Raw genomic sequence first — 26,793 nt, 5'->3', positions numbered from 1 at the left:
AAGGAACGGACGCTTCCTTCAGTCCCGTCTCCGGGCCCTCCGGGCGCTTCCCTCCGGTACTTCATTTCGTTCCGTACTTCGTGTTTCCGACTCTATCAGGCCTTTTCGTTCTCCCTGACCACCGTCCCGCAGACATGCAAAAGCGGAGGTAAAGCGAGAATCCAGGTGTGATAGATGCCGCCGACCCCCGACTCAATGTCGTGGCGGGGTCAGGCAGGAGTACGACACTACAGCGGGTCGGTCGAGACAGGCAAATCCATTCCGGTGCCCCCCGGCACTGCCGGCCGGTAGCTCTCATGCGGAACCGTTACTTCCCATGACTTACCCTTCTGAACAGCACGTCGTCCCATCACAGGCGGTGACGGCGACCCCGAATCTCCGCCCCCTGGGAGGCTCCCCATGACCATCGTGACCGCGCCGCTGCCCGGACGGGCCGTCGGACTCGCCGCCGTCCCCGACCCGGTGTTCTCCGGAGCGATGGTCGGGCCCGGCACCGCCATCGATCCCGTGCGGGAGCCGGGCGAGGCCGTCTCCCCGATCGACGGTGTGGTTGTCTCCCTGCATCCGCACGCGTTCGTCGTGGTCGACGCGGCCGGACACGGAGTACTGACGCACCTCGGTATCGACACCGTGCAACTCAACGGCGAGGGCTTCGAGCTGCTCGTCAACAAGGGCGACACGGTCGAGCGCGGTCAGGCCGTCGTGCGCTGGAACCCGGCCGCGGTGGAAGAGGCCGGCAAGTCTCCCGTCTGCCCGGTCGTGGCGCTGGAGGCCACGGCCGACTCGCTCTCCGACCTCCGTGAGGACGGCGACGTGAAGACCGGTGACACGCTCTTCGGCTGGCAGTGACGCCGGCGCCGTATGTCAGAGACGGGCGCTGAGCGCTCGTCGCACACCCATCGGGGCCCGACCGGGGCGCCCCACAACGCGGAGACGGTGAGATGGAGACAACGCTGCGAGGCGTCGGGGTCAGCCACGGAGTGGCGATCGGCGAGGTCCGGCACATGGGGACCGCGGTGCTGGAGCCGCCGGCCAAGCAGATCCCGGCGGAGGAGGCGGAGCGCGAGCAGGGGCGCGCCCGTCAGGCCGTCGAGGCGGTGGCGGCCGACCTGATGGCGCGCGGCAATCTGGCGGGCGGCGAGGCGCAGGCGGTGCTTGAGGCGCAGGCGATGATGGCGCAGGACCCTGAGCTGATGGCCGATGTGGACCGGCGTATCGCCGTGGGAAGCACCGCCGAGCGCGGGGTGTACGACGCGTTCGCCTCGTACCGCGCGCTGCTCGCGGGTGCCGGTGAGTATCTGGCCGGGCGGGTCGCGGACCTGGACGATGTGCGGAATCGTATCGTCGCCCGGCTGCTGGGCGTCCCGATGCCGGGCGTGCCGGACAGCGACGAGCCGTATGTACTGATCGCCCGTGATCTCGCGCCCGCCGACACGGCGTTGCTCGACCCGGCCCTGGTGCTCGGTTTTGTGACGGAGGAGGGCGGGCCGACGAGTCACAGCGCGATTCTGGCGCGGGCGCTCGGAGTGCCGGCGGTCGTCGCGCTGCCGGGCGCCGGTGAGCTGGCCGAAGGCGTTGTGATCGCGGTCGACGGCAGCACCGGCGATGTCTTCGTGGATCCCAGCGCCGAGAAGCGGGCGGAGTTGGAGCAGGCGGCCGCCGCGCGGAAGGCCGCGCTGTCCGCCGCCACCGGGCCCGGTGCGACCTCGGACGGTCACAAGGTGCCGCTGCTCGCCAATATCGGCGGGCCGGCGGATGTGCCGGCCGCCGTCGAGGCGGGTGCCGAAGGTGTCGGGCTGTTCCGTACCGAGTTCCTGTTCCTGGACGACAGCGAGCAGGCACCTTCGGAGGAGAAGCAGGTCGAGGCGTATCGGGCGGTGCTCGAAGCGTTCCCCGAGGGCCGCGTGGTCGTACGGGTGCTGGATGCCGGAGCGGACAAGCCGCTGGACTTCCTGACGCCCGCCGACGAGCCGAACCCGGCGCTCGGTGTGCGGGGTCTGCGGAGTCTGCTGGAGCACCCGGAGGTGCTGCGGACACAACTGACCGCGCTGTCGAAGGCCGCCCAGGGTCTCCCGGTGTATCTGGAGGTCATGGCGCCGATGGTGGCCGACCGTGCGGATGCCAAGGCGTTCGCGGACGCCTGCCGTGCGGCCGGGCTGCACGCCAAGTTCGGTGCCATGGTGGAGATTCCGTCCGCCGCCCTGCGGTCGCGTTCGATTCTTCAGGAGGTCGAGTTCCTTTCGCTGGGGACCAACGATCTGGCGCAGTACACCTTCGCCGCCGACCGGCAGGTGGGTGCGGTGGCGCGGTTGCAGGATCCGTGGCAGCCCGCGCTGCTCGATCTGGTGGCGCTGGCCGCCGAAGGCGCCAGGGCCGAGGGCAAGAGCTGTGGTGTGTGTGGTGAGGCGGCCGCCGATCCGCTGCTCGCCTGTGTGCTCACGGGGCTCGGCGTGACCTCGCTGTCGATGGGCGCGGCGTCGATCCCTTATGTGCGGTCGACTCTGGCCAAGCACACGCTGGCGCAGTGTGAGCGAGCCGCGGCCGCCGCGCGCGCCACGGACACCGCCGAGGACGCCAGGAAGGCGGCGCAGGGGGTGCTGTCCGGCGAGTGACGGACGCGACCGGATTCTGATCGCGGTTCGCAGGGGCTTCCCGCCGTGTCCCGGCGGGAAGCCCCTGCGGCGTTCAGTGGTGGGTGCCGGTGTCGTCCAGGCCGAGGTCGAAGCCGGCGCGGTACTCCACTCCGGGCTCCGGAGAGAGAGGTTCTCCGGTGTCCGCGTCGGTGCAGTAGGCGCTGAAGACCTCGCCCACGGTGAGCGGGACGAGGCTGTCGCGGCGCAGTCGCCAGCCGTGCAGCCGGTCGGGAGTGCCCGGTCCTGTGGTGCGGAGCACCACTCCTCCCGGGCTCTCCAGCGCGATACCGGCGGCGAGGACGCTGACGAATTCGGCGCCCTCGGACGAGTCGAGCCGGGCGGGTGCGTCGTCGGGGCGCTCGGTGTGGAGGACCGCGAGGAGTTGTTCGTCGGCCGCTGGGACGCTGCAGACGAGGTGGTGTGTGCCGGGGCCGGCTGTCTCCAGCAGCCGGAGCAGGATGTGCGAGGCGCGGTCGAAGGCCGCGCGTCCAATGTCCTGTCCGCAGTCGGCGCACTCCCCGAGATCGGCGAGGACCGTTGTCGTGTACTCCCAGGTGGCCCTGCGGACCGCGGTGTCGAGGAGGAGTGGGACAAGGCTGTCGAGGGACTGGCCCGCGTAGGCGACGGCGGCGCCGTCCACAGGGATTCTGGCGGTGAACCGGCTGCGGCTGGCCGGGCTGTCCGGGTCGAGCCCGGCGTCCGCGCAGTACTCCGCGAATTCCTCCGGGTCGAAGAGCGCGACGGTGGTGTGCACGCCCTGGGACGCCAGGGATCTCAGGAGTCCGTCGAGCTGGCGCAGATAGGCCGCGTGGTCGTCAAAGGTGAAGCTGCGGTAGCGGCGCATCGCGGTGAAGTCCCGTGCGTCGGCCAGCAGGCCGACGGTGCTGGGGACTTCGCGCCGCAGTCTGCGGCGGACGGTCCCGGCCGCCCTGTCGTGTGCGGGCCGCCGCGTCCGTCCGGCTCGTCCGTTGTGCTCGTCGCGCGCCATGCGTCCCCCTCAGTACTGTCGATCACTGGTCACCGACGGTAATTGAGGGGTCTGACAACGGGCCTCGGACGGCGGTCAGTGACGCTCGCGGGCGAGGTGCTCGTAGAAACGGAGCAGTTCGAGGTTGTCCACGGAGCCGGCGTTGACGGCCTTGTCCAGGGCCGTGCCCTGGAGGAGGCGTTTGACGGGGACTTCGATGCGCTTGCCGGTCAAGGTGTGCGGGATGCCGGGGACTTGGATGATCTCGTCCGGGACATGGCGCGGGGAGAGATACTCACGGATCGTGTGTTTGACCCGGGCCCGCAGTGCGTCGTCGAGCACCGCGCCCTCGGTGAGGTGGACGAAGAGCGGCATCCAGTAGCCGCCGTCCGGCTCCTCCAGGCCGATGACAAGGGATTCGCGGATCTCCGGAAGGCGTTCGACCGCTTCGTAGATGTCGGCGGAGCCCATACGGACGCCCTGGCGGTTCAGAGTGGAGTCGGAGCGGCCGTGGATGACGACCGAGCCGTGGCCGGTGATGGTGATCCAGTCCCCGTGGCGCCAGACGCCCGGGAACATCTCGAAGTAGCTGTCGCGGTAGCGGCTGCCGTCGGGATCGTTCCAGAAGCGGATCGGCATCGAGGGCATGGGGTTGGTGACGATCAGTTCGCCGACCTCGTCCAGGACGGGCCTGCCCGCCGGATCCCATGCCTGGAGGTCCGTGCCCAGGCAGGCCGCCTGAAGCTCGCCGACCTGGACCGGGAGCGTGGGTACGGCTCCGGCGAAGCAGCTACAGACGTCGGTGCCGCCACTGACGGAGGCGATCCACAGGTCCTCGGCCACCTCGTCGTGCAGCCAGCGGAATCCGTCCGGCGGGAGCGGTGAACCGGTGGTGGCGACGCATTTCACGCGCGAGAGATCGTGGGCGCCGGCGGGCCGCGCCCCCGCCTTGCGGCAGGCCATGACATACGCGGCGGATGTGCCGAAGAGCGTGGTGCGGGTCCGGTCGGCGACGGCCCACTGGGCGTCGACGGCGGGAAAGCCGGGGCTGCCGTCGTACAGCACGATCGTGGTGCCGGTGAGCAGGCCGGAGACGAGGAAGTTCCACATCATCCAGCCGGTGGAGGTGTACCAGAAGAACCGGTCCTCGGGGCCGAGGTCGCAGTGCAGGCCGATCTGCTTGAAGTGCTCCAGCAGGATGCCGCCCTGCGACTGGACGATCGCCTTGGGCAGGCCGGTGGTGCCGGAGGAGTACAGGACCCACAAGGGATGGTCGAAGGGAACCTGTTCGAAGACCTGGTCGTCCGCGGTGGCGGTGCCGGCGGTCAGGTCCGACCAGGCGAGGGCGCCTTCCGGGGCCGGAGTGCCCAGCAGCGGGACATGGACCACGGCCCGCAACGTGGGCAGCTCACGGCGGAGTTCGGCGACGGTCTCGGTGCGGTCGTGTTCCTTGCCGCCGTAGCGGTAGCCGTCGACGGTGAACAGCACGACGGGTTCGACCTGCTGGAAGCGGTCCAGGACGCTGCGGGCGCCGAAGTCCGGAGCGCAGGAGGTCCAGACTCCGCCGACGGCGGCGGTGGCCAGCAGCGCGGTGACGGCCTGTGGAATGTTGGGAAGATAGCCGCTGACGCGGTCTCCGGGACGCACGCCGAGGGCCCGCAGCTCCCTGGCGAGAGAGATGACTTGGCGGCGCAGCTCGGACCAGCTTGTCGCGACCGGTTCATGTGTTTCGTCGACATACAGGAGTGCCGGGTCGTGGGCGCGGGCCGGGTCTTCGGCGGTGCGCAGCGCGTGTTCGGCGTAGTTGAGAGTGGCTCCCGGGAACCACTGTGCGCCGGGCATGGTGCGGTCGCCCAGGACACGTGTGTACGGAGTGGAGAACCGGATGTCGAACCAGTCGGCGAGAGCGGCCCAGAACGTTTCGAGTTCGTCGACCGACCAGCGGTGCAGCGCCGCGTAGCCGCCCTCGGCCGGAGCGCCGTACCGCTCGGCGGCCCAGCTCTGGAAGCGCGTGACATGGGCGGCCGCGATGCGGTCGGGACCCGGCTGCCAGAGGGGGTCGAGGCTGGCTGCTGCGGTCATGGGGCGGCTCCCGGGCTGGCTCGACGCGTGGTGTGCGTGGTCGCGCGCACGAGCGGGGGTGTGCGCGTGACGCGGCTGACACGGACGATGCCATGTGATCGTCGTTCGCACCAGGTTTCGCCACCCATGGTCGACCGGGCAGATATGTGCTGTCACCACGGGTGAACGGGAGTTGAACGATGCCCCCGAGGTCCCGGCCGGATGGCAGGCTGAGCAGCATGGACGGTCGTGAACTGGTGCGTTCGATGAAAGTGGTCGGGTCGGTACAGGGGCTCCGCGCCGTGCGGTCGGCCTGGCGCCAACGGCGTACGGATGCCAGAGAGCCGGCACCGCGCGGCCCGGAGCGGGCCCGGGTGCCCGGTCCGGTGACCGGCGCCGAGCGCATGCCGGGCGGCGGCACCGTACGGTTCGCGCGCGCGGAGCTGCATGTGTGCGTCGCGGTGGGCGGAGCGGTCTTCTGGGGCTGGGACGGCGCGAGGCCGCTGCCGTCGTACGCGCTCGACGAGGCTCCTCCCGAGCCGGATCCGCGGGCCGGGCTGGAGCCCGACAAGGACGGCGGCTGGCGGGTGGTGTCGGAGCGGATGACGGTGGCGATCTCGCGCCACGGTGGTGTGGAGGTCCGTACGCCGGGCGGTGTGCTCCTGCGCCGCGAGTTGCCGCCGCGCTGGTGGGAGCGGGCCCCGGGAGGTCCCGCGCGCTGGGTGCAGCGGTCCGAGGTGCCGGCGGACGCGCGGTTCTTCGGCCTGGGCGGGCGGGCTTCGGGGCCCCGGCTGCGGGACGGTACGTACCGGCTGTGGAACACCGATCCCGGCGGTCGCTTCGGCCCGGACGACGATCCACTGTATGTGACGATGCCGGTACAGCTCGTGGTGGCCGACGCGGGTACGCATCTGGCGTTCTACGACAACTCCTGGGACGGACGGGTCGTCCTGCGGGAAGGTGAGGAAGGCGCGGGCTCGGGACACGACCGGCCCGGCCGCAGCGAGCTGCGGATGGACGGCGGTCCGCTGCGCTGCTGGGTGGTGACCGGTACACCGGCGCGGGTGCTGCACGCCTGGACGGCGCTCACCGGCGCGCCCACTCCGCCGCCGGCCTGGGCGCTCGGGCCGCAGCACGCCCGCTGGGGTTTCGGCAGCGAGCGGGAGGTGCGGCGGATCGTCGCCGGCTACCGGGAGCGGGATCTGCCGCTGTCCGCGGTCCATCTCGATATCGATCACTACGACGCGCATCAGGTCTTCACCGTCGACCGTGAGCGCTTCCCCGATCTGCCGGGGCTCGCCAAGGAACTGCGCGCGGACGGCGTCCGGCTGGTCTCGATCGTCGACCCGGCGGTGAAGGCGGAGCGCGGTAACGCGGTGTACGACAGCGGTTCGGCGGTCGGCGCCTTTGTGCGGGACGGACGGGGCCGGGAGGTGCGTGGCGTCGTCTGGCCCGGTGACTGTGTCTATCCGGACTTCACGGATCCGCTGGTGCGTGACTGGTGGGGCGGGCTGTACGAGGAGCGGCTGGCGCAGGGTTTCGCCGGGGTGTGGCACGACATGAACGAGCCGGTGTCCTTCGCGCCGTTCGGTGACCCGACGCTGCCCCGGTCGGCCAGGCACCGGCTTGAAGGCAGGGGCGGGGACCATCGCGAGGCCCACAACGTGTACGGGCTGGCCATGGCGCGGGCCGGATTCGAAGGTCTGTGGCGGCTGCGGCCGGAGGAGCGTCCTTTTCTCTTCTCGCGGTCGGGCTGGGCCGGGATGCAGAGATACGGCGGCACCTGGTCCGGCGATGTGTCGACCGGCTGGCCGGGACTGCGGGCGTCGCTCTCGCTGGTGCTGGGCCTCGGCCTGTGCGGAGTGCCGTATTCGGGACCCGATGTGGGCGGGTTCGACGGGAGTCCGTCGCCCGAGCTGTATCTGCGCTGGTTCCAGCTCGGCGCCTATCTGCCGCTGTTCCGTACGCACGCGGCGATCGACGCGGGACGGAGGGAGCCGTGGGAGTTCGGCGCCGAGGTGCTCGCACACGCGCGGGCCGCGCTCGTCGAGCGGGAGCGGCTGCTGCCGTACTTCGTGACGCTGGCTCAGCTCGCGAGGCTGACGGGAGCGCCGTATGTGCGGCCGCTGTGGTGGGGCACTCCGGAGGACCGGGCGCTGCGCGACTGCGAGGACGCGTTTCTCCTCGGTGACTCGCTGCTGGTGGCTCCGGTGCTGGAGCACGGCGTCGAACAGCGCGGAGTGCGTCTGCCGAACGGCCGGTGGTACGACACGGCGACGGAAGAGGCGTACGAGGGGCCGGGCCAGATCCTGCTGGACGCGCCGCGCTCCCGTATTCCGGTACTGGCACGGGCCGGTGCGGTGATTCCCGTACAGGACGAGGACGGCGGTCGCGTGCTGGAGGTGTGGGCTCCGGCGGACGGACGTCCGGGCGGCGGCCTGGTGGTCCGGGATCCCGGCGACGGACGGCGTGAGCCGGAGGTGGAGCGGTACACCTCGCGGCTGGTGGACGGTGAGGTCGTGGTGGAACGGGTGGGACACGACGGCACGGTGGAGCCGGAGTGGGAGGTGCGGGTGCGGGGCACGCGTCCGGTCCGGCGCGGGTGACGGGACCGGCCCCGGGCGGATCCGGCGGCCCGCGTCATGGGTGTCCGGCCGTCCCGGCTGTGTCGTAGCGGCCGGCGAACCAGGCGCGTACCGCCTCCGTGTGCAGCGGGAACGCCAGTTCCGCCGGAGCGCGCAGAAGCTGCCAGCCCCGCGTCTCGTCCGTGGGGACGGAGGGCGGCAACTGGGCGGCGGGACGCTCCGGGAGCAGGCCGAAGAGCAGCAGATGGCCGCCCGGTGAGCTGAGGATGTCGGCCCCCCGCACGTCCTCCGGCGCCGCCTCGATGCCCGTTTCCTCGCCGAGTTCCCGTACGACGGCGTGCCGCCAGTCCTCGCCGTGGTCGATGAAGCCGCCCGGGAGCGCGAGGCCGCCGCGCTGGGGCTCGATGGTGCGGGTGATGACGACCAGCGCGCTGCCGTCGCGGTCCGTCACCGGCAGCAGTGCGACGGCGACGGGCAGCGGGTTGCGGTAGGCGGTGGCGCCGCAGGCCGTACAGGTACGGGGCCAGCCGGCGTCGGCGGGATACCGGGCGCCGCAGCTTCCGCAGTGCGAATTCGTCATGGGCTTCTTCTCGGGCTCCAGCACGCGCGGACTGTATCCGATCGCGGTGGCCGGTCACGGTGGCCGGTCACGGTGGCCGATCGCGGTGGCCGATCGCGGTGGCCGGGAGGCCCGGCCTCGGTGAACCGGGCTTCGCCGGCGGAGAGTCGCGGCGTCTCGTCCACGCATCGTCTCGTCCACCGGCGAACGGACGGCCGGGACCACCCCCGTAGGCTCCGGCCGTCCGTCTTCCTTTTGGACGTTCCACACCCGTTTCCGGTTCTCGTCCGAGCCATTACGGTGCCCCTATGGCGGAGCGAAGGACAACTGAACGGCGCACATTCGACTCGTACGAGGAGTTCTGGCCGTACTACGTGGCCATGCATTCCAGGGCGGCGACCCGCTGGGTCCATCTGACCGGCACGCTCACCGGGCTGGCCGTCAGCGCCTATGGTCTGGCGCGCGGCCGGAAGCGGTATGCGGCGGCGCTGCCGTTGATCGGTTACGGCACGGCGTGGCCCGCGCATTTCCTCATCGAGGGGAACAATCCCGCCACCTTCGGACATCCGGCCTGGTCGCTGCGCGGTGATGTGCGGATGATCCGGATGATGCTGGCGGGCCGCGACCGGGAGCTGGCGGAGACCGCGGCCAAGTGGCTCGCGGAGCATCGCTGACCGGGTGCGTCTCGTCGCCGGCGCGTGGCGGCAGGAAGAGCCACGGCCCGTACCCCAGTCGGTGAGGGTACGGGCCGTGTTCCTGGTCGTCCGGTGGTGCGGCGTTCAGGTCACCGCGTGCCGGCGTTGCCGCGCCGCGCGGTTCATGGCGTGTTCGACGACCGTCACCAGGACTTCCTTGACGGACTCCCGTTCGCGCGCGTCGCACATCACCAGCGGCACCTCGGGATCGAGGTCGAGTGCGGAGCGTACGGTCTCGGCCGGGAAGCGGTCGGCGCCCTCGAAGCAGTTGACGGCGACGGTGAACGGGATGCCGCGCCGTTCGAAGTAGTCGACGGCGGCGAAGGAGTCGGCGAGGCGCCGGGTGTCGGCGAGGACGACCGCGCCGAGCGCGCCCTGGGCCAGTTCGTCCCAGAGGAACCAGAAGCGGTCCTGGCCCGGCGTGCCGAAGACGTACAGCACCAGGTCCTCGCGGAGCGTGATCCGGCCGAAGTCCATGGCGACCGTGGTGGTCGTCTTCGTCTCGACGCCGTCGACGTCGTCGACGGGCCGGCCCGCCTCGCTGAGTACCTCTTCGGTACGGAGCGGTCTGATCTCGCTGACCGCGCCCACCAGAGTGGTCTTGCCCACCCCGAAACCGCCCGCGACCAGGATTTTCAGCGTCACCGGATCGACCGGCCGCTCCCTGCGGCTAGAGCGCCCGAAGACCATTGATCACCTCGCGGAGAATGCTCTCGTCCGGCAGCTCGGCCGGCGGAACGGGACGGGTTACATGCACGATTTCGTCGTCGGCGAGATCGCCCACCAGGACCCGGACCACCCCGACGGGGAGGTCCAGGCCGGCGGCGAGTTCGGCGATCGACTGAGGGCTGTCGAGGCAGCGTTCGACGATCTCCACGTGCTCGGGAGAGAGCGTCTGGTCCCGGCCGGGATCCTCGGCCGCGGGTTCGGGAACGACGACCGCGATCAGGTCGAGCCGATGGCGTGCCGCGCTGCTGGTGCGGCCGCGCGTCATCGCGTACGGGCGTACCACCGGTCCGGCTTCGCCGTCGAACCAGTGCTGCGGCTCCTGATCTGCGTCACTCATGCCGTCCCACTCACCCTCCGGCGGGCAGACCGGTCCGGGGTGCCGTGCCGAGATGGATGCCGACCCGCTTGACCATGAGCGTCATCTCGTAGGCGACCTGTCCGACGTCGGAGTCCGCGTCGGACAGCACGGCCAGGCAGCTTCCGTCGCCGGCCGCCGTGACAAAGAGGAAGGCATCGTCGAGTTCCACGACCGTCTGCCGGACCTGGCCAGCCTCGAAGTGCCGGCCCACGCCCTTGGCGAGGCTGTGGAATCCGGACGCGACGGCCGCGAGGTGCTCGCCGTCCTCCCGCGTGAGGTCCTTGGACGTACCGGTGGCGAGGCCGTCACCGGAGAGGACCACCGCTTTACGGATGCTGGCGACCCGTTCGACGAGCTCGTCGAGGAGCCAGTTGAGCTCTCCGGCGCCGTTGGGGTCGGTTGAGTTGCGTACTGCGGCGTTCGGTGCGGTCATCGACCGTCCCCCTCCGATGTGGTTCCTGGTGTCTCGCCGGGGCCGGTGGTGTCCTCGGCATCGTTCTGCCGGCGCCCGCGCTGCCAGCCCCGTTGGAGTGAGGCCATGCGGTCGCGTACTTCGTCGGCGTCCCGTTCGGTGTCCTGGCTCGCGGCGGGCGCCTTGTCGGCGGCGCCCACCGGAGCGGTGTCCCTCAACTGAGGGGCGAGGCTGGCCTGCCTGACCCGGCGGGGCAGCCCGTCGAGCATGGCCGGAGTGTCCTCGGACGGCTTACGGCCCGGTGTTCCCGCGGACTCGGCGGACCATGACCGGGCCGTTCTGGCCGTGCCGCCGGATCCGCCGGATCCCGGTTCCGGCGCGGAGTGTGCGCCGCTCTGGTCGTCCAGCCGCCGGCCGCGGTCGACGACCAGCGTCGGAGGCCTGCGGCGGGGCAGGGTGACCGGTTCGCCGGGGCCCTCGTCCAAGACCTGCTGGTGCTGGTCACGCGGGCCGCGGGGCTCCTGGGCGGCGCGGCCCCGGTCGCGGAGGTCATCGCTGTCGTCGCGCGTGTCGCGGAGGTGTTCACGGGAGCGGAACAGCCCGCCGCGTTCGTTCCGCGTGTCGTCGAGATCGGCGCGAGCGCCGAGCGGCGGTTCGAGCTCGACCGGGCCGTCGAGTACGGACGGGCCGCTGCCCAGTCCGGCGGGAACCTGTGCCAGCGTGGTGAGCCTGCCACCGCTGTCGGCGCGGCCGCGGCCGCGTTCCAGCGCGCTCTTGCGGTCGAGCCGGAAACCGGTGCCCTCGGTCTCGGGCGCTTCGGTGAGCAGCGCGACCGGCAGGAAGACGATCGCGGTGGTACCGCCGTACGGCGAAGTCTGGAGCGAGACGCGGACGTTCTGCCGCTGGGCGAGGCGGCTGACGACGAACAGCCCGAGACGGTCGGTGTCGGACAGCTCGAACTCGGGGGTCTCGGCGAGCCGGAGATTCGCGTCGAGCAGCACGTCCGGCGCCATGCCGAGACCGCGGTCGTGGATCTCCAGGGTGAAGCCGTTGGCGACCCGCTCGCCGTGCACCTGTACGGCGGTGTGCGGAGGCGAGAACACCGTGGCGTTCTCCAGGAGTTCCGCGATGAGGTGAGTGAGGTCGGCGACCGCGGGGCCGCCGACGCCGATCCGCGGCAGCCTGCGGACCTCGACGCGCTCGTAGTCCTCGACCTCGGCGACCGCCGCGCGTACCACGTCCATGAGCTGGACGGGCTTGCGCCACTGCCGGGACGGTGCGGCTCCGGAGAGGATCACCAGGCCCTCGGCGTGCCGTCGCATACGGGTGGTGAGGTGGTCGAGCCGGAAGAGGTCGGCGAGTTCCTCGGTGTCCTCCGTACGTCGCTCCATGGTGTCCAGGAGCGTGAGCTGACGGTGCAGCAGGACCTGATTGCGGCGGGCGAGGTTGACGAACACCTCGGAGACACCGCGCCTGAGGTCCGCCTGTTTCACGGCGGCCTCGACCGCGGCGCGCTGGAGCGTGTTGAGGGCCTGGCCGACCTGGCCGACCTCGTCCTTCTCGTAGTCGAGTCGCGGGGCCTCGGTCTCCACGTCGACCTGGTCGCCGGCGGCGAGGCGGCGCATGACGCTGGGCAGCCGTACGCCGGAGACCTCGTGGGCCTCCTTGCGGAGCCGGGACAGGTCACGGATCAGGTCGCGGCCGACGCGTACGGACACGAAGACGGAGACGAGGAGGGCGACGAAACCCAGCACGCCCGCGATCCCGGCCCGGATGAACACCTCGCGGCGGACGGGGTTCACATGGTCCCGGTAGAGAGAGCCGGCCTGCGCGCTCTCGTGGGTCAGGTCCTGAAGGACGGGAGCGGTCATCTCCTGCCAGCCCTCGGCGTCGATCGTCTTCGGATTCCTGACGGGACCGGCCGCGATGAGCCGGTCCTCGGTGGCGCGGAGTGTCAGGGTGGCCGGAGTACGCCAGTACTGCTCAAGGATCGCGCGGTCCGAGGCGGGCAGGTCGGACAGGTTCGTCTGGTAGAGCAGGGTGCGGTTGGCGACCAGGTCGGAGAGTGCGCGGATCTCGTCCGCGGTGATCCTGCGCGCGATCAGCGCGGAGACCACCAGAGCGTCCTCGCGGGAGACCATCTCCTTGGCACGGTCGAGCCCGATCAGGGCCCGGCCCCAGTTGTCCTCGTCCACGTCCTCGCGGTCGTTCAGTGCCGCGAGGAAGCCGAAGCCCGGGTCGACCAGCCGGTTGTAGAAGTCCAGTGCCTGCGCGCGGGTGACGGTGTTCTTCTCCACGGAGCGGCGCATCGTCCCGAGGCCGTCGAGCGCGTCGAGAAGCGTCATGAACTGCTGGGAGGCCGCGGCGTCGAGCTGATCGCGGACGGAGGCGGCGTTGGACCTGACCTGTGCGACGGCGTCGTCCGTCTCGGCGCGGCGGACGCGGAGTTCGCTCAGCGAATCGGATGCCCGGGGGTCGGCCAGATAGACGAGCGTCTGGCGGCGCTCGCTCTGGATGCCCCGGAGCGTGTCCTCCACGGGGTGGCCGACCTTGTTGAAGGCGTAGCCGACGTCCAGTAGCTGGCCGGCCTCACGACCGGTGAGCGTGGTGGCGAGTCCCCAGAGCGCGGTGAGAGCGACGAGCGGCACGAGCAGCAGCGCCACGATCTTCCGGCGGATTGACTTCCCGCGAAAGCGCATGGCCTCCCCCAGCTCGATCCCCGCCCGGTGCGGGAGATACTCCGTCAACAAACGGCGCGAGCCTACTACTGCCACACCAGCAACTCGAAGGCGTGTCCGGATGTTTTTCAGCCACTCACCACGACGTTGATCATGAGTTGTCCTGGTATCCGGCGAGATGACTTCCGAGCCCGAGACGGGGAAACCCGGGCAGGGTTCCATGAAACCTCAAGACGATGGCTGAAATCGTTCGATAGGTGATCGGTGCCGGGAATCTTCCCGACCGGCCATTCGTCCTTGTGTGCGGGGATCAGGGGAAGTTGGGAGCACTGCGGGTGGTTCGCGCGGCGCGCTCGGCGCCCTGGCCCTGTCTGACGCAGAGCGCCGTCCGGCCGCGGGCCGGGCGGGATTTTGTCGGACAGGGGCCAGGCCGGAGTGAAGCGGCGCACACCGGGCAGTCACCCTTGAGTCGGACATCGGTGGGGAGTGACGGGTCCATGGAGACGGGCGAGTGGCGTGGTTCGGCGTCGGCGGACGGGTTCGCGGGGGTGCGCCGAGGGCTCTGGGTCGAGGAGCCGGCCGTGCGGTACCGGATGCCGGATCAGGTGCGAAGAGCCGCCGTGCGGGCGGTGATCATAGCGGCCGTGACACTGATTCAGGCCATGATTGCGTTCCTCAGTACGCTCGCGGGCTCCTGGCTGGCCTTTCCCATGGTGCTCAGCAGTGTGGCCTCGACGGTGGTGGCGACCTGGGGCGTGCTGGACGTGTGGGTGACGCGCCAGATGTGGAACCAGCGGCACGGCGTGGTGTCCGTTCCCAGCAGCACGGCGCGGCAGTTGCGCCGGGAGCGGCGCAAGGCCCGGCGCGCGGCGCGGAGCGCGATGCGTGAGGAGGCCCGGATACGGCGGCGGGGCACGAACAGGCTCAGCGAGGCCTGAGCTGAGCGTCCGTGTCCCCGGCGGCCGTTGACCGCCTCTTCCGGCTCCGTGTTCCGCGCGTCGGTCTCGGATTCCGCCACGGAGCCGGTGCGTGTCGCGTCCGGAAGCCGGTCCGCTGTCACTCCGCGGCGGCTCCGGCGTCACTCCGCGGCGGGCTCCGGCGTTCGCTTGAACATCCGTGTCGCGGTGATCTCGCCGTGCACGGGCTCACCGTCCGGGTCCTGCTGCGGCAGGCCGGGACGCAGATGCTCCTCCACGCTGATGTACTTCAGCCCCGCACGCAGATCCGCGTCATTGCGCAACCTGATGACCAGCGGGAATTCGGCGAGCGCCGTCGTGTCGAACAGCCCGGTGGTGTAGAGGAGCTGGACACCGAGCGCGTCCGAGACCGCACGCTGCAGTTCCAGCAGATAGGTGGCGTTGGCGCGGCCGATCGGATTGTCGAGGAAGAGCGTGCCGGCGTGGCGGTGCTTGTCCCGGCCCCGGTCGTTGCTGCGCAGAGCGGCCATGGTGCAGTAGAGCGCGATCGCGGCGGTGAGGAGCTGGCCGCCGGAGAACACGTCGCCCATCTGCCCGACCGGGACCCGCTCGGCCCGCAGTACCGCGTCGGGCTTGAGGATCTCCACGGCGACACCCTTGGGCTGAAGCGCCGCCTGGACACCTCGTAGCAGCAGGGACATCCCGTCCCTGCGGAGGTCGGAGTTCTTCTTCAGGGCCGCGCGGGTCGCCTCGTCGACGACCTCACCGAGCCGCTCGGTGAGCATGGACCGGTCGGGTTCCTCGAAGCGGATCCGCAGGAACTCCTGCCCGGACCACTCCCCCAGGCCCTCGGGCAGCCGGGAGAGCCGCTGCGCCGAACGGAGCGTCGTCAGCGCGGACTCCACCAGACCGCGCAGCCGGGCCACGATGGAGTCCCGATTGCGTTCGAGCTGCGCCAGCTCGTCCGTCAGCACACGCAGCCGGGGCGCGAACGCCTCGGCCCACGCCGCGGCGTGCTCGGGCAGCGCCGACGCGGGCAGTTCCCGGATCTGCTGGCGCGCGGGCGTGCGCACCTGCTCGTAGCGGGTGGAGTTGGCATGCCGTACGAGCACGTCACAGGCTTCCCGTACGCCGGCTTCCGCGGCGGAGAGGTCGGACGCGCAGCCGCGCAGCGAGCGGCGGGCCTCGGCCGCGGAGTGCCGGGCCTCCTCCAGTGTGCCCGGATACGGCTCCGGGGCCTGAGGCGCCTCCTCGTCTCCGCCCCGCCCCTGCTCGTGGTCGTCGGCGGCGGCGCCGCGCAGCAGATCGCGCAGGAGAGCGGCCGTCTCGTCGAAGCCGCCCGCCGCGTCCTCGGCGGAGCGGTGGGCGTACAGCAGCTCGTCGTGCGCGGTGCGCGCGGTCTCCAGCGCGTCGGTGCGCAGGGCGAGTTCGGTGGTGGCGGTGCGCAGCAGCGTGCCCGCCTGCTCGACATCGGCGGGGACGAGTTCCTCGGGCAGTTCGGTGTGGGCGTCGCCGTCGGCGGGCGCGAGCCGTTCGGCCTCGCCGCGGAACCGGCCGAGCTGTTCGCTGGCGGCGGAGGCACGCGATTCGAGGAGTTGGACGAGTGATTCCGCGCGGGCGGCGGCCGCCTGCCGGGACGGGCCGTCGGCGCCGTCGGTGGATTCGAGGAGCTGCGCGGCGCGGCTGCGGACCTTGTTGGTGAGCCGGTCCAGTTCGGCGAGGGCCGCGCTCTCGTCGCTCTCCGCACGGGCCTGTTCGGCCCGCAGGTCGGCGCCGACGCCCACCTTCTCGTAGAGCTGGGAGGCGGCGCGGTAGGCCTCGCGCAGCGCGGGCAGCGCGGCGCGCGGGGCGTCCGCTTCCGGCTCGGGAAGGATTTCCGGCGCGCCGGCGATCTCGGCGCGTTCGGCGCGCAGGACGCGGGCGGTGCGGCGGGCGTCGTCGCCGGCCCGCTGGGCGGCCCTGCGGTCCTCGTCGGCGGCGCGGGCCCGCTCCAGGCATACGGCGGCCCGGGTCTCCGACTCGGCGGCGTCGTCGGCCAGTTCGCGGAGTTTCGTCTGCCAGCCGGACCGCTCACGGAGCCGGAACGCCAGGCCGGCCAGTGCGTCAGCGGCGCGGCGGGCGCGCTGGGCCGCCTCCTGCCGTTCGTCGCGGACCCGGGCGGTGTCGGCGGCGGCTTCGTCCGCCTCGGCGCGTGCCGTGCGGGCCTCGGCGAGGGCCGCCGCGGCGGACTCCGCGGTCTCCCGTGCGCTGCCGGCCGCCTCGGCCAGCTCCATGAGCATGCCGGGCGGGCAGTCCGTACGCCAGGAGCCGAGCCGGGCGGCGAGCGAGCGGTCGCCGGTGAGCCGGGCCGCGAGCGCGCGGATCTCGTCGTCCCGGACGGCGGCGCGGGTGCGCAGCGCCTGCCGCTCCTCGTCGGCGGCGTGTTCGTCGTGCATGGCCGGGTTCGGCGGTACGAGGAACACGCCGCTGTCGGCCGCTCCGGGGCCCGGGACGGGCGCCAGCAGCGCGGCGGCGGTGCCGACGGCGACGGTGGAGCGCGGCAGCAGCGCGGCGCCGCTGAGCGCGTCGCGGGCCCGGGCGTGCGAGGCCGGGTCGGTGATCACGACACCGTCGACCAGCTCCGGCCGGGCGGCCAGCACCGCGGCGTGGTCCGCCGGGTCAACGGCCTGGGCCAGATAGCGCCAGCCAGGGAGGGCCGGGATGCCGTGCTCGCCGAGGTACTCGACGGTGGCGAGGACATCGGGTCCTGGCGGCAGCAGTCCGCCGTCGCCGAGCGCGCCGAGGATACGGGAGTCGTCGGCGGCGGCGGTGCGCAGCTCGAAGAGCTGTCGTTCGGCGGAGGCGATGCCCTGGTCGAGCAGCTCGCGCAGTTCGTCGGCGTACCGGTCCAGCTCCTCCGGGCTCAGCGAGGCTCCGGCGGACCGCTGAGGCGCGTGCGGCGCCGGACCGCCGGACCGGCTCCGGGCCGGGTGCGGCACCAGGCCGTGCGGTTCGCCGGCGGCGGACGGCTGCCGGGGCCCGGGCCCGGCGGCGGCCGTGCGCTCCTGCGCGGAGGCCGTGCCACGGCGCGGCGCGGGGACTCCGGCCTGGGCGGCGGAGGACACGGGCAGGCTCAGCAGTTCCGCGAGCCGCGGGTCTCCGGCGATCGATTCGGCGGCGCGGCGCTCCGCTTCGTAGGCGTGTTCCGCGGCGCGGGCCGCGTCGGCGGCGCGCGCCGCCGCCAGCTCGGCCCTGGACTCCGCCGAGGCCGTCTCCCTGGCCCGCTCGGTGGCCGAACGCGCGGCCTCGCGCGCCGTGTCCCAGGCCGCGACCGCCGGTTTCTCGGCGTCGCTCGCGGCGAGCGCGGCGCGGGCCGGGTCGGCGTCCGGCGCGGTGTCGTCGAGCCAGCCGGCCCGTACCGCCTCGGCCGTCTCCTGTTCGACCTCGGCGAGGCGCTGGCGCAGATGTCCTGCCTCGCTGCGGGCGCGCTGGGCCTCGGTGGCGGCGGAGGTCGCGTCGCGGTGAGCGGCCTCGCCGGTCTCCTGGAGGACGGCGGAGCGGTCCTCCTGCTCGTTCGCCAGGCGCTCGCCGTCCTCGGCGGCGGCGTGCAGCGCCCGGACGAGGTCGGCCGCCGCCGTGGCCCGCGCCGCCAGGGCGGGCGCGGCGTCGCGCTCGGCCTCCCGGATCGCGACGGCCACGCGCGCGGAGCGGTCGGCGGCGGCGCGGTGGCGCAGGACGGCCTCGGCGGCCTGCCACGCCGAGTGGAGCGTACGGGCCTCGGTCAGTTCACGGCGCTGCGCGGCGGCACGCTTCTCCGCCACGGTGAGGGCCAGCGAGGCGTGCCGGTAGGAGAGTTCGGCCGCGATGAGTGAGCTGAGGCCGCGCGCCTGCTCGGCGCCGGTCACGGTGTGGGCGGCGGCGGTGACCTGCTGGGCGAGCGCGGCGGCGCGGGCCCGCTCCTCGCCGGCCCGGGCCATGATCCGGCGTACGAGGGTACGGGCGCGGCGTTCGGCGCCGGCGTGGACGTCCCGGGCTCGGGAGCGGGTGTCGGCGGCCTCGACGATCCGGCCGAGCAGATCGGCGGAGCCGGCGGTGAAGTCGCGCTCCGCGGTGAGTTCGGACCGGCGGCCCAGTTTGCCGCCGAAGCCGCCGACGAGGTCGGCCAGTCCGTCCGTGTCCCGGGTGTCGGTGACGGCGCGCAGCAGCAGATCGGTGAAGTCGGAGTCCTTCTTGACCGCGAAGAGCCCGGCGGCCTCACCCTCGTCGGCGTTCATCTCCCGCTGGTAGCGGAAGAGTTCGGGGTCGAGGCCCAGATCACCGAGGTGTTCGTTCCAGCGGTCGTGGATCTCTTCCCAGTGGACGTCGAGATGCGGATACGCCTTGCCGGCGTCGGTGAGGGCGTCCCGGAAGCCCTTCATGGTGCGGCGCCGGCCGCGTGCGCCGGAGGCGCCTTCGACGGGCGGCCGGACGGCGGTGGACTCGGCCACCGGCAGCGAGTCGAGACTGAGTCCGGGGCCCGGCCGGAAGGAGTACCAGGCCTCGGCGAACTTCCTCGGGTCGTTGGACACCTGACGGCCGCGCCACTCACTGGCCTTGCCGACCACGACGAGTTCGCCGGTGAGCGTGTGCTGCCACTCCAGGGCGACATGGCCGCAGTCGTCGGCGAGCAGGAACTTGCGCAGCACACCGGAGCTGGCGCCGCCGAGCGTATTGCGGTGACCGGGGAGCATGACCGAGAAGATCAGCTTGAGCAGTACGGACTTGCCGCCGCCGTTCTCCAGGAAGAGCACGCCGGCCGGGGCCGGCCGGCGCGGCGGTCCCACCGGCTCCTCCTCGAAGAACTCCGCCTGCGTGGGAGCGGGATGGGGCACGGGAGCGCCCACTCCGCGCAGGTCGAGCACGGTGTCGGCGTAGCGCGCACCGGCCGGCCCGATGGAGTAGAGGCGGACCCGGGACAGCTCGTACATGGCGGCGGACTCTCGTCGTGGTGATGGACCGGGGCGAAGGCCGGTGGGCTCGGGCGCGGTCGGGCGGGATGGTGCGGGAACTGCTGTCGGTCGGGTCAGGCGTGGAAGGGCAGACCGGCGTCGGCGGCCAGCTCCAGGTCGTCGCCGTCGGGCGGCGGCAGCAGGGTCGCGGAGCCGTCGCTGACCGGCACGATGCCCAGCTCCAGCAGCTCGGCCATGGCCGCGCGACCGGCCATGTCGCGCACTTGGAGCTGGTAGCGGGCGGTGGTGCGGTACGCGCCTCCGGCGTCGTCACCGGTCCGCTGGAGAAAGCCCGAGTCGGTGAGGAACGCGACGGCCTTGCCGATGATGCCGGTGGTGGATCCGGCGAGCCGGCGGGCGTCCTTGGTGGCGCCGGTGGCGCTGCGTCTGGTGTAGATCCGCCAGGCGGCTTCGAGGCCGGGCGCGTCGGTCGAGGGGTCGGTGTTCTCGCCCTGTTCCTCGGCGCGCTCTTCGAGCCGCCGGCAGGCCCCTCGTACGAACGCGTCGACTCCGTTGACCGTGATCCGGCCGATGTATCCGTCGTCGGCGAGGTCCTCGGGCCGTGGGAACGCCAGGGCGGCGACGGCCAGATGAGCGAGACCGTGCAGGAAGCGGTCGGCGGAGTCGGTGGAGGCGCGGCGGGCGTAATCACCCATGCGGACCGCGAAGACCGAGTCCTCCCCGGCTGTCACGGCCATGCCGGCGCGCGGCGAGACTTCCAGGACGACCAGGCCGAATCCGGTGGCGATGGCGTCGGCGACGCGCGCGAAGGCGGAGTCCTCGCGATAGCGCCGCAGCAGCTCGGTGTACTCGGCGTCCCGCGCGGGCAGCAGCTTGGGCTGCAGCCCGAAGGAGACGAGCCGCGCGGCGTCGGCCGCGTCGGCGGGGGTGACCGCGCCGCCGGGCGTCGGCGCGGCGGTCTCGGCCGCCTCGCCGCCGCCGGGATCGCTCCACGCGGCGGTGTGCTCGGCGTGGTGGTCGCTCACGGGTGGTGCTCCTCGCTGCGGTGGATGGTGGGTGACGAAGGAAGGGCCGACGCCGGCGCGGCGGACCGGAGGCTCGCGCGCCGTGCCGGGACGGTCACGACGCCTCCGTACGGTCCGCGGTCATGCCCGCCGCGTCCAGCAGGGCCGTGCCCACTATCAGGTCGGCTCCGCCGAACTCCGGGTCGTCGAGCTCCGTCCCGTCGTCGACGGCGAACAACAGCCGCTCCTCGCCCTGGCGGTAGGCCGTGCCGACCGGCGGGCTGGCGGCGTGGACGGCGAGCAGTGCGACCAGGTACGGCAGCTCCGGATCGCGGACGCGGGCCTCCGCGAGCAGGCCGGAGAGGCGGCGCGGAGCGTCGTGCTCCAGATCGAGCAGCTCCTTGGCACTCGCCAGTTGCTCCTCGCTGAAGCGGCTGTCGTCCGGTGTCGCGATCAGATCCGGCTCGGGCATCTCCGCGCCCAGGTGCTCCCGCTCCACCGGTGGCGTGAGCAGGAGGTCGATCAGGTCCCCGAGCCGGACGGAGACGGGTGTGCGCGGACCGGTGCCACGGGCGAAGTACGCGTCCGTCACCCGGGTCGCGCGCTCGACGGCGAGCGGCAGCAGCGGAGCGACAAGCTGTCCGTACAGATCGAGGCCGGTGCGGGCCGTGGGCCGGGCGAACGCCTGCCGGTCCTGTTCCGCGCGGAACAGCGGGCCGGCCTCCAGCAGCCGGGACTGGAGCTGGGTGTGTCTGCGGATGCAGTCCTTGACTATGTCGACCAGCTCGGCCGCGCGGCGCTTGTGCTCGGCGGTCTTCGGGTCGGCGCCGGTCTCGGCCTCGTCGCGTGCCTTGCGGATATTGGTGAGGATCGCGTTCTCGTGGCGGTAGCGGTCGGCGACATGGTCGAGTGCCTCATCGATCATGTCCGGTACGGCGTTGAGCCAGTCGACGGCCCGCACATCGCGCCGCGTCGCCTCCAGCGTTCTGCGCAGCGACTCGGCGTACTGCACGGTCCGGTAGCGGGCCTGCTCCGCGGCGAGCTGCGCGTCGGCGAGCCGACCGCGGTTGATCAGTACCTCCAGCTTGACCTCGGCCGCGATCTGCGCGCTGGTGACATCCGTGTCGAGCGCGCCGACCAGGACGTTCACCGCCTCGTCGGTCGTACGGAGATAGACGCTGCCGCCGTGGCCCGGCACCTCTTCGATGAGCTTGAAGTCGTAGTCCCTGCGCGTGTACACGCCGTCGGTGCCGAACGTGCCGTAGACCGCGCGGAAGCCCCGGTCGACGCTGCCGACATTGATCAGGTTCTCCAGCACCCAGCGGGCGACCCGCTCGTGTTCAGCGACCGGGCGGCCGGGTGCCTGGGCGGCGACGCGCGGCAGCAGTCTGGCCACTATCTGCTCGTGGTCGGCGCCGGTGTCGAAGTCCATGTTGAGCGTGACCAGATCGATGGCGGAGAGCGCGACCTCCGCCATCGCGTAGACGGAGTACTCACCCGCGAGATTGGCCTTGCGGCTGTCGAGGTCGTGCAGCGGCGCGGTGCAGGCGAGCGCGCGCAGCCGCCGCGCGAGCCCTTCGTCGGCGGCCGGGCCCTGGGCGGGTCGCGGCCCCGCGCTGAGCTGGGGCGGAACGAATTCCGTCGAGGCAGGCGAAGTCACGCTGAACAGATTAGGTCCTCGCACCGACAACGGTCGAAACGGCGCAGAAGCGACCACGCCAGCGCTGCTCTCAGCCGGACCCGTCCGCGCCGCCGCGCGCGCCGTCCTCCGCGACGAGACCCGCGTACACCTCGACGAGTTGCTCGCGCGAGTCGTCCAGATAGCGGGCGAGCATCCGCTCCGTGCCGTCCCGGTCTCCCGACCTGAGGGACTCCAGTAGCCGCCGGTTCCGTACCAGGTACGGCTCGTGCAGCCGGCGCGGATCGTCCACCACATGGAAGGCGAGGCGCAGTTCGGCCAGGACGCCGCGCATCAGTTCGTCGGTGCGCGCGCTGCCCGCCAGCGCGACCAGCTCCCGGTGGAAATGGATGTTCGCCGTCGAAACGCCCTTCCAGATCTCCTCGTTCGCCGCCCGCTCACCCTCGGCGACCGCCTTCTCCAGGCCGCTCACCGCGAACGGCGGCCCGGCGAGCCCTCGCACCACGGCGCATTCGATCAGCCGGCGCGTGCGGTAGATGTCCTCGACGTCTCCGACCGCGAGCACCCGTACGAAGACACCCCGGTTGAGCTGATGGACGAGCAGCCGCTCGTGCGTGAGCAGCCGGAACGCCTCGCGCAGCGTATTGCGCGAGACTCCGAGCGCCTTGCCGATGGTGTCCTCGGAGAGCCGCTCCCCCGGCGGGAAATAGCCCTCCGCGATACGGGTGCGCAGGATGTCCGCGACCCGTTCCGCCGTACTGGTACGGCCCAGCAGTGGGCGGTCGTCCGCCAGTTCGCCGAGTTCGGCCCCGCTCGTCCCCACAGCGCTCTCTCCCTCACCGACGGCGTCCGCCACCTGTACGACCCATCGTAGAAGCAAGAACGAAACAACATAACTCTTGTCGGATCGTTGAACGATCCTCTACGTTGTTCTCAGCTCACAGCGCTCAGCTCATAGCGCTCAGTTCGGTTCAGTTCAGCTCTCGGGCCGTTTCGGGCCGGTGGTTCTCAGTCCGGTTCCCGGGTCACGGTCTTCGCACGCTCTCCTCCGCGCACTCTCCCCCTCCCTCTGCGAGGTGCAGATGAGCACGACCCGGACACAGACAACCAAGGACGGACTCCCCGAGGACACCGGCGCGTTCGCCTGGCTCCGGGCCCTGGGGCCACGGGGCCGCCGCGCCTTCGCCGGCGCGTTCGGCGGCTACGGCCTCGACTCCTACGACTTCTTCACGCTGCCGCTCGGCATGGTGGCGATCGCCGCGTACTTCAGTCTGGACAGCGGGCAGACCGGTCTGCTCACCACCGTCACGCTGGTCGTCTCGGCCGTCGGCGGTGCGATAGCCGGTGTCCTCGCCGACCGGATCGGCCGGGTGAAGGCCCTGATGATCACGGTGATCACCTACGCGGTCTTCACCGTATTGTGCGGTTTCGCGCCCAACTACGAGACTCTGCTGCTCTTCCGCGCTCTCCAAGGTCTCGGCTTCGGCGGCGAGTGGGCGGTGGGCGCCATCCTGGTCGCCGAGTACGCCTCCGCCAAGCACCGCGGCCGTACGCTCGGCGCCGTCCAGAGCGCCTGGGCGGCCGGCTGGGCGCTCGCCGTCATCGTCTACACGCTGGTCTTCCAGTTCCTCGACGCGGACACCGCCTGGCGCGTGATGTTCTGGACGGGCGCGCTGCCCGCTCTGCTGATCATCTACGTCCGACGGAACGTCAGCGATGCCCCGGCGGCGGCCGCACAGCGCCGCGAGAGCGGCGAGAAGGGCTCGTTCACCGCCATCTTCCGCGGGAATCTGCTGCGTACGACGCTCTTCGCGACCCTGCTGTCCACCGGTGTCCAAGGCGGCTACTACACGCTCGCCACCTGGGTGCCGACCTATCTCAAGACCGACCGGGGCCTCACCGTCGTCGGCACCGGCGGCTATCTGACCTTCCAGATCGCGGGCGCCTTCATCGGCTATCTCACCGGCGGCTATCTCACCGACCGGCTCGGCCGGAAGAAGAACGTCGCGATCTTCGCCGTCCTCTCCGCCGCCGCGATCCTGGCCTATGTCAACATCCCGGACACGGCCGACGGTCTGCTGCTCGTCCTCGGATTCCCGCTGGGCTTCTGCATGTCGGCCATCTTCAGCGGCTTCGGCTCGTTCCTCAGTGAGCTGTATCCGACCGCCGTACGCGGCACGGGCCAGGGCTTCACGTACAACACCGGGCGGGCCGTCGGCGCGCTCTTCCCGACCCTTGTCGGCTTTCTGGCCGAAAGCTGGGGCGTGGGCGGCGCCCTGGTCTTCGGGGCTGTCGGCTACGGTCTCGCGGTACTCGCGCTGCTCGGACTTCCCGAGACGCGCGGTCGCGAACTGCTCTGATCCGATCGGAAGGTGACTCCATGACCTGGGCGTCCATCGATCTCAACGCCGACCTCGGCGAAGGCTTCGGCCGCTGGCGGCTGACCGAGGACGAGCAGTTGCTCTCCGTCGTCACCAGCGCCAATGTGGCCTGCGGCTTCCACGCCGGGGACGCGGCCACCATGCGGCGGGTCTGCGCGTGGGCCGCCGAGCGAGGAGTACGGATCGGCGCCCAGGTCTCGTACCGCGATCTGGCGGGCTTCGGCCGCCGCTCCATGGATGTGCCGCCGGACGAGCTGGCCGCCGAGATCGCCTACCAGATCGGCGCGCTGGAGGTGTTCGCCAGAGCGGCGGGCGCGCGGGTCGCCTATGTCAAACCGCACGGCGCGCTCTACAACAGGGTCGTGCACGACGAGGAGCAGGCCGAGGCCGTCGTCGAAGGCGTCATGCTCACCGGCGAGCGGCTGCCACTACTCGGCCTGCCGGGCTCCGTGCTGCACGAGCGCGCGGAGAAGGCCGGACTGCCGGTCGTCACCGAGGCGTTCGCCGACCGCGCGTACACGGCGGCGGGCACGCTGGTGCCGCGCGGCCAGGAGGGCGCGGTGATCACCGATCCGGCGGCCGTCGTGGAACGGTCCGTCTGCATGGCCCGGTTCGGCGTGGTGACCTCCCGGTGCGGACAGCCGGTCAATGTCCGGGCCCGCTCGCTCTGTCTGCACGGTGACACTCCGGGCGCCGTCGACCTGGCCCGCCGCGTCCGCGGCCAGTTGGAGTCGGCCGGTGTCCGGGTGGAGGCCTTCGTATGAGAACGCTGCCCGTCGGCGACCGGGCGCTGCTGGTCGAACTGGCCGACGCCGACGAGACCGTGGCGCTCCACGCCGAGCTGCTGCGCCGCCGGGCCGCCGGGACGCTGCCGCCGGTCGGCGAGATCGTGCCCGCGGCCCGCACCGTGCTGATCGACGGCCTGGACGATCCGGCCGGATTCGCGGCGCGGCTGGCCGGCTGGGAGGCCGCCTCGCCACGGGCGCGTGCGGCGGACACGATCGAGCTGCCGGTCCGTTACGACGGTCCGGATCTGGCGGAGGTGGCGGCGCTGTGGGACGTGCCGGCGCGCGAGGTCGCGCGGATCCACTCGGCGGCCGAATTCCGGGTGGCCTTCTGCGGGTTCGCACCGGGCTTCGGCTATCTCACCGGGCTGCCGCGCCGGTACGCCGTGCCCCGCAGGGCCACTCCGCGAACCGCCGTCCCGGTCGGCGCGGTCGGTCTGGCGGGTCCGTACACCGGTGTGTATCCGCGCTCCTCACCGGGCGGCTGGCAGCTCATCGGGACGACGGACAGCGTCCTGTGGGACCCGGCGCGCGAGCCGGCGGCGCTGCTGGCGCCCGGCACGCGGGTGCGGTTCACGACGGCGGACCGATGACGGACGGTGCGCTCGCGGTCATCAGGGCCGGAGCGCTGACCACGGTGCAGGATCTGGGCCGGTACGGGCACGCGCATCTGGGAGTGCCGCGCTCCGGGGCCCTCGATCTGCCCGCGCTGCGGCTGGTCAACCGGCTGGTGGGCAATCCGGAGGGCGCGGCCGTCCTGGAGACCACTCTCGACGGCTGTGCGGTACGGCCGCGCCGCGCGGTCACCGCGGTGGTCGCCGGAGCGCCGTGCCCGGTCTCCGTCGACGGCCGTCCCGCCGCCTGGGGCGCTCCCGTACGCGTGCCGGCGGGCGCCGTGCTCGACATCGGCGCGGCGGTCTCCGGCGTCCGCGGCTATGTGGCGTTCGGCGGCGGGATCGCGGTGGAGCCGGTGCTGGGCAGCCGGTCCACGGATCTGCTGTCGGGCCTCGGTCCCGCGCCGCTGCGCGACGGGACCGTACTGCCGCTCGGCCGCGCCTCCGGGCGGGCCGTACCGGCGGACGCCGTGCCGTTTCCGGCGCCGCCCGCCGAACTGGTGCTGCGCGTCCGGTTCGGGCCGCGCGACGACTGGTTCACGGACGCGGCCCTGCGCACGCTGGTCACACGCGTCTACCGGGTGTCGTCCGCGAGCAACCGCATCGGGCTGCGCACCGAGGGGCCGTCGCTGGACCGCGCCGTCACCGGTGAACTGCCCAGTGAGGGCCTGGTGACCGGAGCCGTGCAGGTGCCGCCGGACGGATCTCCGGTGGTGTTCCTGGCCGATCATCCGACGACCGGCGGCTATCCGGTGGTCGCGGTCGTCCGGGAGCGGGATCTCGCGGCGGCGGCGCAGGCGCCGCCGGGAACGCCGGTGCGTTTCACGGCGGCGGGTCGCTGATCCGGC

The 26,793-nt window shown here is 72.0% G+C and carries 20 protein-coding genes; 9 read left to right on the top strand and 11 right to left on the bottom strand.

Annotated elements, in window-relative coordinates:
- The first annotated feature begins 399 nt into the window (after nt 1-399).
- Together PV679_RS31910 and ptsP are read left to right on the top strand one after the other, a co-directional pair.
- Nucleotides 400-849 carry a PTS glucose transporter subunit IIA gene (locus PV679_RS31910; RefSeq protein ID WP_319684233.1) on the top strand — a complete coding sequence of 150 codons (450 nt, stop codon included), beginning with the start codon at nt 400-402 and terminating at the stop codon, nt 847-849.
- Between the two features lie 92 nt (nt 850-941).
- Entirely contained in the window at nt 942-2,612 is a 1,671-nt protein-coding gene (gene ptsP / locus PV679_RS31905) for a phosphoenolpyruvate--protein phosphotransferase (RefSeq protein WP_319684231.1), read from the top strand.
- A gap of 73 nt (nt 2,613-2,685) precedes the next feature.
- Here the strand turns inward: ptsP and PV679_RS31900 are convergent, their stop codons facing one another.
- Together PV679_RS31900 and PV679_RS31895 are read right to left on the bottom strand one after the other, a co-directional pair.
- A complete protein-coding gene (locus tag PV679_RS31900; protein WP_319684229.1) occupies nt 2,686-3,621 on the bottom strand; it encodes a hypothetical protein in 936 nt (311 codons plus the stop codon).
- A gap of 75 nt (nt 3,622-3,696) precedes the next feature.
- The gene (locus PV679_RS31895) at nt 3,697-5,682 is read right to left on the bottom strand and encodes an acetoacetate--CoA ligase (protein WP_319684227.1); all 1,986 of its coding nucleotides are present in this window, start codon (nt 5,680-5,682) and stop codon (nt 3,697-3,699) included.
- 218 nt (nt 5,683-5,900) lie between these two features.
- Between PV679_RS31895 and PV679_RS31890 the strand changes: the two genes are divergently transcribed.
- Nucleotides 5,901-8,267, top strand: coding sequence for a glycoside hydrolase family 31 protein (locus PV679_RS31890; protein WP_319684226.1), 2,367 nt, complete (start codon nt 5,901-5,903; stop codon nt 8,265-8,267).
- A 34-nt stretch (nt 8,268-8,301) separates the two neighbouring features.
- On the opposite strand, the gene PV679_RS31885 is transcribed toward PV679_RS31890, so the two are convergent.
- The gene (locus PV679_RS31885; protein ID WP_319684238.1) at nt 8,302-8,826 is read right to left on the bottom strand and encodes an NUDIX domain-containing protein; all 525 of its coding nucleotides are present in this window, start codon (nt 8,824-8,826) and stop codon (nt 8,302-8,304) included.
- A 287-nt stretch (nt 8,827-9,113) separates the two neighbouring features.
- On the opposite strand from PV679_RS31885, the gene PV679_RS31880 reads away from it, so the two are divergent.
- The gene (locus PV679_RS31880) at nt 9,114-9,479 is read left to right on the top strand and encodes a DUF962 domain-containing protein (protein WP_319684224.1); all 366 of its coding nucleotides are present in this window, start codon (nt 9,114-9,116) and stop codon (nt 9,477-9,479) included.
- A 105-nt stretch (nt 9,480-9,584) separates the two neighbouring features.
- On the opposite strand, the gene PV679_RS31875 is transcribed toward PV679_RS31880, so the two are convergent.
- From PV679_RS31875 to PV679_RS31860, 4 genes are read right to left on the bottom strand one after another with little or no spacing between them, the layout of a single operon-like run.
- A complete protein-coding gene (locus PV679_RS31875) occupies nt 9,585-10,190 on the bottom strand; it encodes an ATP/GTP-binding protein (protein ID WP_319684223.1) in 606 nt (201 codons plus the stop codon).
- On the bottom strand, nt 10,171-10,566 hold the full coding sequence (locus PV679_RS31870; RefSeq protein ID WP_319684221.1) for a DUF742 domain-containing protein: 396 nt from the start codon (nt 10,564-10,566) through the stop codon (nt 10,171-10,173). The genes PV679_RS31875 and PV679_RS31870 overlap by 20 nt, the downstream gene beginning before the upstream one ends.
- Before the next feature lie 10 nt (nt 10,567-10,576).
- Nucleotides 10,577-11,020, bottom strand: a complete 444-nt coding sequence (locus tag PV679_RS31865) for a roadblock/LC7 domain-containing protein (protein ID WP_319684219.1) — start codon at nt 11,018-11,020, stop codon at nt 10,577-10,579.
- Nucleotides 11,017-13,698: a nitrate- and nitrite sensing domain-containing protein gene (locus PV679_RS31860; protein WP_319684236.1), complete on the bottom strand. Its 2,682-nt coding sequence runs from the start codon at nt 13,696-13,698 to the stop codon at nt 11,017-11,019. Before PV679_RS31860 ends, PV679_RS31865 begins: the two co-directional genes overlap by 4 nt.
- Before the next feature lie 476 nt (nt 13,699-14,174).
- Here PV679_RS31860 and PV679_RS31855 point away from each other — a divergent pair, with 476 nt between their 5' ends.
- Nucleotides 14,175-14,615: a hypothetical protein gene (locus tag PV679_RS31855; protein WP_319684217.1), complete on the top strand. Its 441-nt coding sequence runs from the start codon at nt 14,175-14,177 to the stop codon at nt 14,613-14,615.
- A 140-nt stretch (nt 14,616-14,755) separates the two neighbouring features.
- On the opposite strand, the gene PV679_RS31850 is transcribed toward PV679_RS31855, so the two are convergent.
- The 4 genes from PV679_RS31850 to PV679_RS31835 form a co-directional block, all read right to left on the bottom strand.
- Nucleotides 14,756-19,540 carry a hypothetical protein gene (locus PV679_RS31850; RefSeq protein WP_319684215.1) on the bottom strand — a complete coding sequence of 1,595 codons (4,785 nt, stop codon included), beginning with the start codon at nt 19,538-19,540 and terminating at the stop codon, nt 14,756-14,758.
- A gap of 95 nt (nt 19,541-19,635) precedes the next feature.
- On the bottom strand, nt 19,636-20,547 hold the full coding sequence (locus PV679_RS31845; protein WP_319684214.1) for a hypothetical protein: 912 nt from the start codon (nt 20,545-20,547) through the stop codon (nt 19,636-19,638).
- 94 nt (nt 20,548-20,641) lie between these two features.
- Nucleotides 20,642-22,186, bottom strand: coding sequence for a hypothetical protein (locus tag PV679_RS31840; protein WP_319684213.1), 1,545 nt, complete (start codon nt 22,184-22,186; stop codon nt 20,642-20,644).
- A gap of 70 nt (nt 22,187-22,256) precedes the next feature.
- The gene (locus PV679_RS31835; protein WP_319684211.1) at nt 22,257-22,988 is read right to left on the bottom strand and encodes a GntR family transcriptional regulator; all 732 of its coding nucleotides are present in this window, start codon (nt 22,986-22,988) and stop codon (nt 22,257-22,259) included.
- 259 nt (nt 22,989-23,247) lie between these two features.
- Here PV679_RS31835 and PV679_RS31830 point away from each other — a divergent pair, with 259 nt between their 5' ends.
- From PV679_RS31830 to PV679_RS31815, 4 genes are read left to right on the top strand one after another with little or no spacing between them, the layout of a single operon-like run.
- On the top strand, nt 23,248-24,525 hold the full coding sequence (locus PV679_RS31830; RefSeq protein WP_319684210.1) for an MFS transporter: 1,278 nt from the start codon (nt 23,248-23,250) through the stop codon (nt 24,523-24,525).
- A 20-nt stretch (nt 24,526-24,545) separates the two neighbouring features.
- The gene (locus PV679_RS31825; RefSeq protein ID WP_319684208.1) at nt 24,546-25,310 is read left to right on the top strand and encodes a 5-oxoprolinase subunit PxpA; all 765 of its coding nucleotides are present in this window, start codon (nt 24,546-24,548) and stop codon (nt 25,308-25,310) included.
- The gene (locus PV679_RS31820) at nt 25,307-25,924 is read left to right on the top strand and encodes an allophanate hydrolase subunit 1 (protein WP_319684206.1); all 618 of its coding nucleotides are present in this window, start codon (nt 25,307-25,309) and stop codon (nt 25,922-25,924) included. Before PV679_RS31825 ends, PV679_RS31820 begins: the two co-directional genes overlap by 4 nt.
- Nucleotides 25,921-26,787, top strand: coding sequence for a biotin-dependent carboxyltransferase family protein (locus PV679_RS31815; protein WP_319684204.1), 867 nt, complete (start codon nt 25,921-25,923; stop codon nt 26,785-26,787). Before PV679_RS31820 ends, PV679_RS31815 begins: the two co-directional genes overlap by 4 nt.
- The last annotated feature ends 6 nt before the right edge of the window (nt 26,788-26,793 follow it).

Origin of the sequence: Streptomyces sp. AK02-01A (genome assembly GCF_033795305.1) — a bacterium.
GTDB lineage: Bacteria > Actinomycetota > Actinomycetes > Streptomycetales > Streptomycetaceae > Streptomyces.
The sequence above is the reverse complement of the archived record's forward strand: the minus strand, read 5'-3'. Positions and strand labels throughout refer to the sequence as shown.

Excerpts from the sequence above, each read along its gene's own strand:
- PV679_RS31910 (WP_319684233.1), top strand. The coding sequence starts at position 400 with ATGACCATCGTGACCGCGCCGCTGCCCGGACGGGCCGTCGGACTCGCC.
- ptsP (WP_319684231.1), top strand. The coding sequence starts at position 942 with ATGGAGACAACGCTGCGAGGCGTCGGGGTCAGCCACGGAGTGGCGATC.
- PV679_RS31900 (WP_319684229.1), bottom strand. The coding sequence starts at position 3,621 with ATGGCGCGCGACGAGCACAACGGACGAGCCGGACGGACGCGGCGGCCC.
- PV679_RS31895 (WP_319684227.1), bottom strand. The coding sequence starts at position 5,682 with ATGACCGCAGCAGCCAGCCTCGACCCCCTCTGGCAGCCGGGTCCCGAC.
- PV679_RS31890 (WP_319684226.1), top strand. The coding sequence starts at position 5,901 with ATGGACGGTCGTGAACTGGTGCGTTCGATGAAAGTGGTCGGGTCGGTA.
- PV679_RS31885 (WP_319684238.1), bottom strand. The coding sequence starts at position 8,826 with ATGACGAATTCGCACTGCGGAAGCTGCGGCGCCCGGTATCCCGCCGAC.
- PV679_RS31880 (WP_319684224.1), top strand. The coding sequence starts at position 9,114 with ATGGCGGAGCGAAGGACAACTGAACGGCGCACATTCGACTCGTACGAG.
- PV679_RS31875 (WP_319684223.1), bottom strand. The coding sequence starts at position 10,190 with ATGGTCTTCGGGCGCTCTAGCCGCAGGGAGCGGCCGGTCGATCCGGTG.
- PV679_RS31870 (WP_319684221.1), bottom strand. The coding sequence starts at position 10,566 with ATGAGTGACGCAGATCAGGAGCCGCAGCACTGGTTCGACGGCGAAGCC.
- PV679_RS31865 (WP_319684219.1), bottom strand. The coding sequence starts at position 11,020 with ATGACCGCACCGAACGCCGCAGTACGCAACTCAACCGACCCCAACGGC.
- PV679_RS31860 (WP_319684236.1), bottom strand. The coding sequence starts at position 13,698 with ATGCGCTTTCGCGGGAAGTCAATCCGCCGGAAGATCGTGGCGCTGCTG.
- PV679_RS31855 (WP_319684217.1), top strand. The coding sequence starts at position 14,175 with ATGGAGACGGGCGAGTGGCGTGGTTCGGCGTCGGCGGACGGGTTCGCG.
- PV679_RS31850 (WP_319684215.1), bottom strand. The coding sequence starts at position 19,540 with ATGTACGAGCTGTCCCGGGTCCGCCTCTACTCCATCGGGCCGGCCGGT.
- PV679_RS31830 (WP_319684210.1), top strand. The coding sequence starts at position 23,248 with ATGAGCACGACCCGGACACAGACAACCAAGGACGGACTCCCCGAGGAC.
- PV679_RS31825 (WP_319684208.1), top strand. The coding sequence starts at position 24,546 with ATGACCTGGGCGTCCATCGATCTCAACGCCGACCTCGGCGAAGGCTTC.
- PV679_RS31820 (WP_319684206.1), top strand. The coding sequence starts at position 25,307 with ATGAGAACGCTGCCCGTCGGCGACCGGGCGCTGCTGGTCGAACTGGCC.
- PV679_RS31815 (WP_319684204.1), top strand. The coding sequence starts at position 25,921 with ATGACGGACGGTGCGCTCGCGGTCATCAGGGCCGGAGCGCTGACCACG.